Source organism: Stenotrophomonas sp. B2 (genome assembly GCF_014947095.1).
GTDB lineage: Bacteria > Pseudomonadota > Gammaproteobacteria > Xanthomonadales > Xanthomonadaceae > Stenotrophomonas > Stenotrophomonas maltophilia_P.
On sequence record NZ_JADCQA010000001.1, the window covers coordinates 285,199 to 297,185 of the forward strand.

Annotated in this window: 10 protein-coding genes; 2 read left to right on the top strand and 8 right to left on the bottom strand. The window is 68.2% G+C overall.

Annotated elements, in window-relative coordinates; all coding sequences use genetic code 11:
* Positions 1-75: 75 nt before the first annotated feature.
* The 8 genes from IMX13_RS01405 to map form a co-directional block, all read right to left on the bottom strand.
* Positions 76-1,464 carry a cation:proton antiporter gene (locus IMX13_RS01405; protein WP_193395590.1) on the bottom strand — a complete coding sequence of 463 codons (1,389 nt, stop codon included), beginning with the start codon at positions 1,462-1,464 and terminating at the stop codon, positions 76-78.
* A gap of 82 nt (positions 1,465-1,546) precedes the next feature.
* Complete coding sequence (gene asnB / locus IMX13_RS01410) at positions 1,547-3,238, bottom strand: asparagine synthase B (RefSeq protein WP_193395591.1); 1,692 nt, start codon at positions 3,236-3,238, stop codon at positions 1,547-1,549.
* A 366-nt stretch (positions 3,239-3,604) separates the two neighbouring features.
* Positions 3,605-4,732, bottom strand: coding sequence for a succinyl-diaminopimelate desuccinylase (gene dapE / locus IMX13_RS01415; RefSeq protein ID WP_193395592.1), 1,128 nt, complete (start codon positions 4,730-4,732; stop codon positions 3,605-3,607).
* Positions 4,729-5,100, bottom strand: coding sequence for an arsenate reductase (locus IMX13_RS01420; protein ID WP_180875666.1), 372 nt, complete (start codon positions 5,098-5,100; stop codon positions 4,729-4,731). The genes dapE and IMX13_RS01420 overlap by 4 nt, the downstream gene beginning before the upstream one ends.
* A 31-nt stretch (positions 5,101-5,131) precedes the next feature.
* Positions 5,132-5,998: a hypothetical protein gene (locus IMX13_RS01425; RefSeq protein WP_193395593.1), complete on the bottom strand. Its 867-nt coding sequence runs from the start codon at positions 5,996-5,998 to the stop codon at positions 5,132-5,134.
* A 2-nt stretch (positions 5,999-6,000) separates the two neighbouring features.
* A complete protein-coding gene (gene dapD / locus IMX13_RS01430; protein ID WP_053518332.1) occupies positions 6,001-7,050 on the bottom strand; it encodes a 2,3,4,5-tetrahydropyridine-2,6-dicarboxylate N-succinyltransferase in 1,050 nt (349 codons plus the stop codon).
* Complete coding sequence (locus IMX13_RS01435; RefSeq protein WP_193395594.1) at positions 7,050-9,680, bottom strand: [protein-PII] uridylyltransferase; 2,631 nt, start codon at positions 9,678-9,680, stop codon at positions 7,050-7,052. Before IMX13_RS01435 ends, dapD begins: the two co-directional genes overlap by 1 nt.
* 2 nt (positions 9,681-9,682) lie before the next feature.
* Positions 9,683-10,459 carry a type I methionyl aminopeptidase gene (gene map, locus IMX13_RS01440; RefSeq protein ID WP_111185881.1) on the bottom strand — a complete coding sequence of 259 codons (777 nt, stop codon included), beginning with the start codon at positions 10,457-10,459 and terminating at the stop codon, positions 9,683-9,685.
* Between the two features lie 240 nt (positions 10,460-10,699).
* On the opposite strand from map, the gene IMX13_RS01445 reads away from it, so the two are divergent.
* Together IMX13_RS01445 and IMX13_RS01450 are read left to right on the top strand one after the other, a co-directional pair.
* Positions 10,700-11,230, top strand: a complete 531-nt coding sequence (locus IMX13_RS01445; protein WP_053518329.1) for a spore coat U domain-containing protein — start codon at positions 10,700-10,702, stop codon at positions 11,228-11,230.
* Positions 11,230-11,982, top strand: coding sequence for a molecular chaperone (locus tag IMX13_RS01450; RefSeq protein WP_193395595.1), 753 nt, complete (start codon positions 11,230-11,232; stop codon positions 11,980-11,982). The genes IMX13_RS01445 and IMX13_RS01450 overlap by 1 nt, the downstream gene beginning before the upstream one ends.
* Positions 11,983-11,987 lie beyond the last annotated feature (5 nt).

Consider the following 11,987-nt stretch of genomic DNA (forward strand, 5'->3'; position numbering starts at 1 on the left):
GCGCCGGGCCATGCCCGGCGAGCGCGCAGCGCGGACGGACAGCAAAGCCGCCGGGCATGGCCCGGCGCTACCGGCTCAGGTGCGGCGGCGCTCGATCAGGTTCAACAACGGCCCGGTCATCGCAGTGGTCACCAGTGCCATGATCACCAGTACCGCGAACAGGCGATCCCCGAGCAGACCCAGCTCATAGCCCAGGTTGAGCACGATCAGTTCCATCAGGCCGCGCGTGTTCATCAGCGCTCCCAGCCGCCATGCCTCGCGGGCAGGCAGGCCGGTGCTGCGGGCGGCACTGAATGTGCCCAGCAGCTTGCCGGCCGTGGCCACCGCGATCACCACCAGACACAGCACGATGTCGCCGGCGTGCAGTGCGTCGGCGCGCATGCGCAGGCCGGTCATGGCGAAGAACAGGGGCAGCAGCAGGGTCACCGCGAACGGCTCGACGCGGGCCATCAGCAGTGCGCGCAGCGGCGCATTGGATGACACCGCCACGCCCGCAGCGAATGCGCCGAACAACGCATGGATGCCCAGCATCTCGGTCACCAGCGCACTGGCCAGCGACAACAGCAGGATGCCCAGCAACCACCGTCCTTCGCGTCCTGCCACGACCTGCTGGCGGGCAAACCACGGTCTCACCAGGCCAAGCATCAGCACCACGAAGGCCACCACGCCCAGCAGGTTGAGGCTTGCCGGCAGCCAGCCACCGGCCTGTGCAGCCGCCACGATCAGCGCCAGCAGGCACCAGGCCGTGGCGTCGCCGAGTGCCGCGCAGGCAATGGCGGTCTGTCCCAGCGGCGTATGGGTGATGCCGCGATCGGCGAGGATCCGCAGCAGCACCGGGAATGCCGTGATGCTCATCGATATCCCGACGAACAGCGCGAAGGACGTGAAGCCCACGCCCTGCGGACCGTGCTGCGGGTACAGCCAGATCGCCAGGGCCACGCCCAGCATGAATGGCACGGCGATACCGGCATGGCTGACGGTGAACGCGAACCGCCGTCGTCCGCGCAGTGCGGCCAGGTCGAGTTCGGCACCGGCCACCAGCAGAAACATCAGCACACCCAGCTGGCTGAGCAGGCCCAACGGCGCCAGCGACGCCTCCGGGAACAGCGCGCCATGCAACTGCGGCAACAGGCTGCCCAGCACCAACGGGCCCATCATCAGGCCTGCCGCCATTTCGCCGATCACCGCCGGCTGGCCGAAGCGCTTGAGCAGCGCTCCCGCGCCCTTGGCCACCAGCAGCAGGACCAGCAGCTGCAGCAGGAACAGGCCCAGCGGCGATGACAGATGCCGGGCCCAGCTGCCTTCGTCGGCAACCGTGGCGCGTGCGACCGCTTCAGGCGCCGCCGGCCCGGCATACCGCGCCAGCAGCAGGCCGGCCAGCAACGGCAGCCCGGCCCAGGCCACGTAGCGCCACCCCCACTTCATCGGCGGCGCCCGGCCCTCGCTCTGTACGTCCATGAACATTCCCCAATGTGCAGGGGGGCGATGATACGTCCTTGCCTGCGCCGACGCTGCGCGCCCGCCGGGCGTGGCCCGGCGCTGCCGGTCACGCCAGGGCCTGCTCGTGTACCCCGGCAATCGCCCGGCCGGACGGATCGGCCGCTGCGGCGAAACTCGCGTCCCAGGCAATCGCGGCCGGCGAGGAACAGGCGATCGATTTTCCACCCGGGACCGTTTCGGCCGCGGCCCTGCTCGGGAAGAACTGTTCGAACAGGTGGCGATAGTAGTACGCCTCCTTGGTCTGCGGCGGGTTGTGCGGGAAGCGCTTGTCGGCGGCGGCCAGTACCCGGTCGCTGACCTGCGCCTCGGCGTGCGCCTTCAATCCATCGATCCAGCCATAGCCGACGCCATCGCTGAACTGCTCCTTCTGGCGCCACAGGATGCTGTCCGGCAGATAGCCATCGAACGCTTCACGCAACACCGCCTTCTCGATACGGCGACCGCCGAAGCCGCTGCCTACCATCTTGTGCGCGGCGTCGATGCGCATCGCCACATCGAGGAAGTCGCGGTCCAGGAACGGCACGCGAGGCTCCACGCCCCAGGCCATCATCGACTTGTTGGCACGCAGGCAATCGTAGTTGTGCAGGGCATCGAGCTTGCGCACCAGCTCCTGGTGGAATTCGCGCGCGTCCGGTGCCTTGTGGAAGTACAGGTAGCCGCCGAAGATCTCGTCGCTGCCTTCGCCGGACAACACCATCTTCACCCCCATCGCCTTGATCCGTCGTGCCAGCAGGAACATCGGCGTGGACGCGCGGATGGTGGTGACATCGTAGGTTTCGATATGGCGGATCACCTCGGGGAGCACGTCGAGGCCTTCCTCGAAGGTGTACTCGAAGCCGTGGTGCACGGTGCCCAGCGCTTCGGCGGCGACGGCGGCGGCGGCCAGATCGGGCGATCCCTTCAGCCCGATCGCGAACGAATGCAGGCGCGGCCACCAGGCTTCGCTCTGGCCGCCATCCTCGATGCGGCGGCGGGCATAGCGGGCGGCGACGGCGGCCACCAGCGACGAATCCAATCCACCGGACAGCAGCACGCCGTACGGCACGTCGCTCATCAGCTGGCGTTCCACCGCATGTTCAAAGGCCTGTCGCAGCTCGGCCAGATCGGCCTGGCGCCCTTCAACGTCCGCATACTCGCGCCAGGGCTGCTGGTAGTAGCGCACCAGTTCGCCACTGGCACTGTCGTAGTAATGACCCGGCGGGAACTGGGCAACGTCGGCACAGGTATCCACCAACGCTTTCATCTCCGAGGCCACCCGCAGGCGCCCCTGCGCGTCGTGCCCCCAGTACAGCGGCACCACGCCGACCGGATCGCGCGCCACCAGTACGCGACCGGCATCGCGGTCCCACAGCGCGAAGGCGAAGATGCCGTTGAGCTGCTCCAGCCAGCGGGACGGCGAGCCTCCCTGCCGGTACAGCGCGTTGATCACCTCGCAGTCCGAGCCGGTCTGGAAGTCGTAGGGGTGGGCCAGCGCGGCCTTGAGCAGCTGATGGTTGTAGATTTCGCCGTTGACCGCCAGCGCCAGCTGACCGTCCGCCGACAACAGCGGCTGCGAGCCACCCGCCGGATCGACGATGGCCAGCCGCTCGTGCACCAGCAGTGCACCGTCATCAAGGTAGACGCCGCTCCAGTCCGGGCCACGATGACGCTGCCGCTGCGACAGCTCCAACGCATGCCGGCGCAGGGCGGGAAGATCATCACCGGCCTGCAGGCCGAAGATTGCGAAGATCGAACACATGGGGGAACTCCTGTTGTCGGTTCTACGAGGGGCAAGGTGTTCGACCGGCCATCCAGGCCCGGGTAGCGCTGCGCCCGGGCACAAAAAAACCCGCATCGGCCGATGCGGGTTTTCTGGTGTCCGGGCGTGTGTTGCTGTCTATCTACCCAGGGCGCAGTCCCGCATCGGCCGCGCACGATTATTCGCGCGCAGATTATTGCGGTTGTTGTTGACGGCGGTGGCCAGGCGGATCGACATGACCCGACCCTAACCCGGTTTCCGGGGCCGCGCAACAGTTGCGTTGGCAACCAGGTGCGTCGTACGCCGGGCATGGCCCGGCGCTACCGTCGGCCAAGGGCGGCGCCGGGCCATGCCCGGCGTCGTGCCTCACACCAGCAGGCGCTCGACCAGCCGCAGGTACAGGCCCGGCAGGGCCTCAAGCTCGTCCACACGCACGTTCTCGTCCACCTGGTGAATGCTGGCGTTGACCGGTCCCACTTCGATGCACTGCGCGCCCAAGGGCGCGATGAAGCGGGCGTCGGACGTTCCGCCACCGGTGCTTTCTTCCGGCGCACCGCCGATGTGATCGGCCAGCACGGCGCGCGCGGCGGCACGCAGCGTGCCTTCGGGCGTGTAGAACGGCTCGCCGCTGCGGTGCCACTTCAGCGTGTACTGCAGGCCGTGACGGTCCAGCACCGCGCTGATCTCCGCTTCCAGTTTCGGCGCATCCCAATGCGGGTTGTAGCGGACGTTGAAATCCACTTCCAGCTCGCCCGGAATCACGTTGTTGGCACCGGTGCCGGCATGGATGTTGGAGATCTGCAGGCTGGTCGGCGGAAAGCTCTCGTAACCCTCGTCCCAGCGCCGCGCACTCAGTTCGGCCAACGCCGGCGCCGCCTGGTGGATCGGGTTGCGTGCCTTCTCCGGGTAGGCCACATGGCCCTGCACACCCTGCACGCGCAACTTCGCCGACAGGCTGCCGCGGCGGCCGACGCGGAGCAGATCGCCCAGCGTTGCGGTCGACGAGGGTTCGCCGGTGATGCACCAGTCGATGCGCTGGCCACGCTCTGCGAACAGGCGCGCGACATGGCGCACGCCGTCGATCGCATCGCCCTCCTCGTCACTGGTCAGCAGCACCGCCAGCGTTCCCGCATGATGCGGGTGGGCTGCGGCGAACTGCTCGGCCGCGATCACGAACGCGGCTACGCTGCCCTTCATGTCGGCCGCGCCACGGCCGTACAGCACGCCATCGCGGATCTGCGGGACGAACGGATCGCTCTGCCAGGCCTCGCGCGGTCCCGGTGGCACCACGTCGGTGTGGCCCAGCAGGACCAGCACCGGCGCACCGCTGCCATGGGTCGCCCAAAGATTGTCGACGTCGCCCAGGCGCAGGTGCTCGCAGTCGAACCCTGCACGCTGCAGCCGCTCCGCAAGCAGCGCCTGGCAGCCGGCATCGTCCGGCGTGACCGATGGCCGTGCGATCAGCTCGCTGGCCAGGTCCAGCACCGCGCTCACGCGCCACCCACGCCGAAGCGCGCCTTGAACCCGTTGTCGCTGAATCCCTGGCTGACCTTGCCGTCGGACGTCACCACCAGCGGGCGCTTGATCAGCTGCGGGTACTCGCGCAGCAGCAGCTTCCACTCGGCATCGGAGGCGGCCGCCTTGCGGTTGTCCGGCAGTTGCCGCCAGGTGGTCGATGACCGGTTGACCATCGCGGAGAGGCCGCCCAGCTGCGCGGCCCACTCGACCAGCGTTTCCGGGCCGGGCTTGGTCTCGCGGTAGTCGACGAAGGTGTATGGCACGCCGAAGCGGTCCAGCCACTTGGTAGCCTTCTTGCAGGTATCGCAGTTCTTCAATCCGTAGACAGTGGTGCTCATGGCCATCGGCAATGCTGGAAAACAGAGGGGCAGAATCTCACAACAGACGCTCGGACACGACCCGGAACGGCACGCGTGGCAGGTGGAAGGCCAGCCCGTCGGGCAGCGCAACGCCCATCGCCTGCAGGCGTGGACACTGCAGCGTACCCTGCAGGTGCAGCGGCCGCAGATGGGTCAGCTCCACCGGCAGGTCGATGCGGGTGCTGGCCCAGTGCCCGTCACAGGTACGGGCGATGGCCTCGTCCTGGCAGGTCAGGAAACGCAGCAGGGCGTGATGGCCGCCAAAGGCCGCCGACCACGTGGCATCGTCCCAGCCTGCGGCAACCTGCCACTGCAGTCGAAGCGCCGGCGCGCTGCCGTGCCCACCTTCGATCAGGGTATGGCCGCCGCCATCGGCCCCAAGCACATGTGCGAAGCGCACGGAGAGATGAGGTTGCATGGCATCGCTGAAGGCACGCGCACCGGCGACGAAGGCCAGCTGATCCATCACGTTGCGGTCGAACAGCACGACCGGGGTGCCGTCCGGATCGTCGTCGCGGCGCAGGTACCAGCGCCAGTTGCTCTGCTGCGGCGATGGCATCAGCGCCCGCAGAGGGCCGGCCAGGGCCGGCCCGAAGTGGCCGTGGCGATAGCTGAGGATGGTGTAAGGCGTACGACCGGCATGGACCACGTAGTGATGGCCAGGCGGCGGTGACGGCGCATGACGCACATCGACCCACCAGCTGGCGTAGATAACATCGCGCACATCGCTGGCCAGCGCAGGCATCGGCCAGCGCCGCGACAGCGCGCGGCGCAGCCGGGTCCAGCGCGGTGCGCGCAGCAGGCGCGGCAGCATCCGCGCGAACACGTTGTCGAACGGATGCCGGTAGATCGCGGACTGCGCCAGGTCGTCCGGCGCAGCCATCGTCAGTCCGCCAGGCCGCGCAGAAGATCGTTGACGCTGGTCTTGCTGCGGGTGCGGGCATCGACCTGCTTGACGATCACCGCGCAGTACAGCGAGTGCGTGCCGTCCTTGCTCGGCAGCGAGCCCGACACCACCACGCTGTACGGCGGGATGTAGCCGTAGGTGATCTCGCCGGTGGCGCGGTTGTAGATGCGGGTGCTCTGGCTGAGGAACACGCCCATGCCGATCACGCTGTGGTGGCCGACCACTACGCCCTCCACCACTTCCGAACGCGCGCCGATGAAGCAATGGTCTTCGATGATGGTCGGGCTGGCCTGCAGCGGTTCGAGCACGCCGCCGATGCCGGCGCCACCGGACAGGTGGCAATGCTGGCCGATCTGCGCACAGGAACCGACGGTGGCCCAGGTATCGACCATGGTGCCCTCGCCGACATGGGCGCCGATGTTGGTGAAGCTCGGCATCAGCACCACATCCTTGCCGAAGTAGGTACCCCGGCGCGCGATCGCGCCCGGCACCACGCGTACCCCGGCACGACGGAACTTCGCTTCGTCGTACCCGGCAAAGCGCGATTCGACCTTGTCCCAGAACGGGGCCGGACGGGCGTCGACCACTGCCATGTCATTGACACGGAAGTACAGCAGCACCGCCTTCTTCAGCCATTCGTTGACTTTCCAGCCCCCCTGCCCGTCCGGCTCGGCGACACGGAACTCGCCGCTTTCCAGGCCGTCGATCACGCGGTTGACCAGCACCCGGGTCGAGCCCTCCAGTTCATGCAGGGTCAGCGTCGCGCGGCGCTCGAAGGCGCTTTCGATACCGAACTTCAGTTCTTCCACGCCCGGCGCGGCCGGCCTGCGCAGCGACTTGCGGGCGATGGTCTCGGCGCGCGCGGCTTCCGCGCTCTTGGCCGGGGCCTTCTTCGGCGCCGGCTTCTTCGCGGCAGCCACCTTCTTCACCGGGGCAACGGTCTTCTTTGCGGCCGTCGCGGCAGTGGTCTTTCGGGCCGCCGCGCTCTTGGCGGTCGCGGCGGTCTTCTTTGCAGGCTTGGTGGCCATCAGGTGGGGTCTCCGGCGTTTCGATCAGGGTCCAGGCAGGCCAGCATCGCGTCATGCAGCTGCTGCCGGGCGGGTTCGGTCAGGGGGAGGTCGTGTTCGTCACTGATCACGAAGGTGTCTTCGGCGCGTTCGCCGAACGTGGCAATGCGCGCGTCATGCACGCGCAGGCCCTGGTTGCGCAGCACGAACGCCACGTCGGCCAGCAGGCCGGGGCGGTCGGGTGCGACCAGGGCGAATCGGGTTGCGCCGGGCTCATCGCGGAACTCGATGCGCGGCACGAAGCGGAAGTGACGCAGCTGCCGCGGCACCACCCGCCGCGACGGGCGCAGACGGCCCAGGTCACCGGCCAGCGCCTCGCGCAGCGCAGCTTCCAGGTTGGCGCTGCTGCCATCGGCGAAGGTATCGGCGGGGCTGACCTCAAAGGTATCGAAGATGGTGCCCGCGGGGCCGTCCAGTACCCGTGCGCGATGGATGCCGTAGCCCTTGCGGTCCAGCGTCATCACGATGGCAGCAAACAGGCCGTCGCGATCCGGCGAATGCACGAACACTTCCAGCGCGGGGTCGTCGACGCTGATGCGGCGCACCTTCACCAGCGCCTGGCCCTGCTTCACCGGGACCAGCGCAGCGGCCTGCCAGGCCAGCTGCTCCGGACGCAGGCGGATGAAGCCTTCATCAGGCATGACGGCGAACTGGCGGTCGATCGTGGCGTCGTCATAGCCCTGTTCGCGTACCAGCGCGCGCACGCTGTCACGCGCCTCGGCAACGCGCTCGGCGGCCGGCACCGGATGCTCCAGGCCCTCACGCAGTGCGCGCCGCGTGGCGAAGTACAGATCGGCCAGCAGCCGGTCCTTCCAGGCGTTCCACAGCTTGGGGCTGGTGCCGGCGATGTCGGCGCAGGTCAGCAGGTACAGGTAGTCGAGGCGGTCGCGGCTGCCGACCAGGGTTGCGAAACGATGGATCACGGCCGGATCGGCGATGTCCTGCTTCTGCGCTGTCACCGACATGCGCAGGTGCTGTTCGACCAGCCACGCCACCAGTTCGGTATCCGAGGCACTGAGCGCATGCGCCTGGCAGAACGCGCGCGCATCCACCGCTCCCAGCTCGGAATGATCGCCGCCGCGGCCCTTGGCAATGTCATGGAACAGCCCGGCCAGCAGCAGCAGTTCCGGCTTGCGCAGCCGCGGCCACACTTCATGCGCGATCGAGAAGCGCTCGTCGGCACGGCTGCTGGCGAACTGGCCGATATTGCGCAGAACCATCAGCGTGTGCTGATCGACGGTGTAGACGTGGAACAGGTCGAACTGCATGCGCCCGCTGACCTGGGCGAACGCGGGAATCCACTCGCCCAGCACACCCAGCCGGGCCATCCGCGAGAGCGTGTCGACGGGGCGCTGGCCACGCAGCAGCGCCATGAACTGCTCACGCGCATCGGCATCGGCCTGGTCATAGGCGGGCAGCAGCGGCAGCGACTCGGCCAGTGCGCGCGCGGTCAGCGAATGCAGGCCACGCACCTGCGGGTTGTTGGCCCAGCCGGCGAACAGGGCGAACACCTGGCCGATGTCGCCGCGCGGCCACGCCGCCTCGTTCGCCGCCAGATAGCCGCGGCGCAGCGAGAAACCCACGGTCAGCGGTTCCGGCAGCGCTTCGCCGTCGAACTGCTCCTCGAAGCGTTGCAGCAGGCGGTCGCTGATCCGGCGCACCACCGAAGCGGCGCGATAGAACCCCTGCATCATCTTCTCGACGCCCAGGTTCTCGGCGTCGTCCTCAAAACCCAGCCGCGCGGCCAGTGTCTTCTGGTAATCGAAGCGGAGGCGCTCCTCCGGCCGCCGTGCCACCAGGTGCAGGCCGAAGCGCAGGCGCGCCAGCACCGCGCGCTCCCGCTGGAGCGCCGCGGCTTCGTCGGCACCCAGATGGCCCAGCCCGACCAGCGCCTCAAGGTCGCGAACGCCGAACGCGCGCAGCGCCATCCACCCCAGCGTATTGAGATCACGCAGCCCGCCGGGGCCATCCTTCAGATCGGGCTCGAGGTTGTCGGCGGTATCGCCGAAACGCTGGTGGCGGTTGCGCAGTTCCTCCAGCTTGGCCAGGAAGAAGGTGCGGGCCGGCCACAGTCCGCTGTCGTCGTCGGTTGCTTCGCGCAGCGCCCGGCGCGCCGCATCGTCGGCCAGGATCGGGCGCGCTTCGATCAGCGCGGTCAGCACGGTCTGGTCGGCGGCCGCCTCGCGGCACTGCGCCGCCGAACGCACGGCATGGCTGACCGCCAATCCGCAATCCCACAGCAGGGCGAACAACCGCGCCAGGCCCGCTTCGTGGGCGAGCTGCGCTGGCGGCGCGCCGAACACCAGCAGATCGATGTCAGAACGTGGGAACAGCTCCCCACGGCCGTAGCCGCCCACTGCGAACAGGGACAGCCCGCTGTCGGACGGCAGGCAGCGCTGCCACGCCAGCCGGATCAGGTGATCAGCCGCGCGCGCGCGCAGCGCCAGCAGGCGCTCGATGTTGTCGCCCTGGTCGAAACGGCGGTACAGCCGCGCATCGGCCTGCTGCAAGGCCTGCCGTGCAGCGGAAGCCCAGTCCGGGTCGTTGAGCGACGCGGCCGGCGTGTCCAGCAGCGAACTCGCCGGCAGCATCCTCAGGAGACCTGCGATTCGCCCGGCGACAGGGTCAGCACGTCAACGCCGGTCTCGGTGACCGCGATCATGTGCTCCCACTGCGCCGACAGCTTGCGGTCCTTGGTCACCACGGTCCAGCCATCCGGCAGCACCTTGTTGTAGCGGGTGCCCTCGTTGATCATCGGCTCGATGGTGAAGGTCATGCCCGGCTGCAGCACAAGGCCCTGCCCCGGGCGACCGTAATGCACCACCTGCGGCTCGTCGTGATAGACCTTGCCGATGCCGTGGCCGCAGTACTCGCGCACCACGCTGAAGCGCTCGCCTTCGGCATAGCTCTGGATCGCGTGGCCGATGTCTCCCAGGGTCGCCCCCGGACGTACCGCGCGGATGCCGCGCCACATCGCTTCGTAGGTGGTCTCCACCAGACGGCGCGCCATCACCGACGGTGTGCCGACGAAGTACATGCGACTGGTATCGCCGTGCCAGCCATCCTTGATGACGGTCACGTCGATGTTGACGATGTCGCCGTCCTTGAGCACCTTGCCTTCGCTCGGGATGCCGTGGCAGATGACATTGTTGACCGAGGTGCACACGGTCTTGGGGAAGCCGCGGTAGCCGACGTTGGCCGGAATGGCGCCCTGCACGTTGACGATATGGTCATGGCAGATGCGGTCCAGTTCCTCGGTGGTGACACCGGGCTTGACGTGGGGGGTGACGATGTCCAGCACTTCGCTGGCCAGGCGGCCGGCGATGCGCATCATCTCGATTTCCTGCGGGGTTTTCAGATTCACGCTCATGGCGCCCATTATCGCCGATCCGGCCGCAATCTGAACGAACGCCACCCAACTGGACGTTCCCGGCCATGCACAGTTCCGGCAAGGCGAGCGAAAGCGTGATCGCGCCCACATTCCGCAGCCCCTGTTTATCACGGATTACAGACACTTGGCGGTCCTAAGCTGGCGCCAGCGTCGCCGAAGCGGCCCCGAACGTGCCGCCTTCGCCTTGTTCAACGGACCTTCGGGTCAAGGAGGTTGTCCATGCGAATCCCACTGCGCTCCTCCCTTGCCGGGGCCATGACCGCGCTGCTGCTGGCCGGCCCGGCGCTGGCGGCCGATACCACCACCTTCAACGTCACCCTCGTGGTCACCAAGGCCTGCACCATCACGGCCGCGGCCGCCACCAACGTCGACTTCGGTACCGCCGCATCGACCACCGCGATACCTACTCTGGGCCAGGGCACGGTGACCGCCCAGTGCTCTGCGCTGACCCCGTATACGATCGCGCTGAACGCGGGTGCGAACGCCGGTACGGCCGGCGACGTCACCACCCGGCGCATGAAGAACACCGACGCGGCGGTGACCGCCAACAACTACGTCGGTTACCAGCTGTACCGCGACGCGGCACACAGCCTGGTCTGGGGGTCGACGACCGGCACCAATACCCAGGCCGGCATCGGCACGGGCCTGGCGGTCCCCTACATCGTCTACGGCCAGATCCTGAACCTGAGCACCAACAACGCGGCCGCCGGCAACTACCTGGATACGATCACCGCCACGATCACTTATTGATGGAGCACGCCTCCATGTCCCGACCCCGCCTGTGGCGCGCCGCCGGCGTGGCGTTGCTCGCCTGCCTGCTGGCCAGCGCCATGGCCACCTCCGCCGCCACCAGTCTGCAGGTCGCGCCCACCACCCTGCAGCTGGAGCCCCGCCAGCGTGCCGCCGAGCTGTGGCTGACCAACAGCGGGACCTCGCCGGTGAAGCTGCAGGTGCGGGTGTTCCGCTGGGTCCAGCAGGATGGCAATGAGCAGCTGCTGCCTGCCGATGGACTGCTGGCCACCCCACCGATGCAGGAACTGGCCGCAGGCCAGCAGCAGCTGGTGCGGGTGATGCGCACGGACAGCGAGGCACCGGCCTCCCAGCAGCATTACCGCCTGATCGTCGACGAAGTGCCGGACCTGGCCACCCGCGCCAGCGGCATGCAGTTCGTGCTGCGCTATTCGATCCCGGTATTCATCCAGCCGGCTGGGGGCACGCCGGCACCGCGCCTGCAGGCACGCCTGCTGCGGCTGGACGATGGTCGCAGCGGCGTCGAGATCGGCAATTCCGGCGACAGCTACGCGCAGATCGCCGACTTGGCGCTGGGCAGTGTCGAACGCCCGCGTATCGTCCACCCCGGCCTGCTGGGCTATGTGCTGCCCGGCCAGGTGATGCGCTGGCCCGTGGAGCGCACGGCTGTCGACCGGGACAACGACCAGATCACGGCCAAGATCAATGGCGAGTCGACGCAGACACCGCTATCGCCGCCACCGGCTCGCTGAGGCGG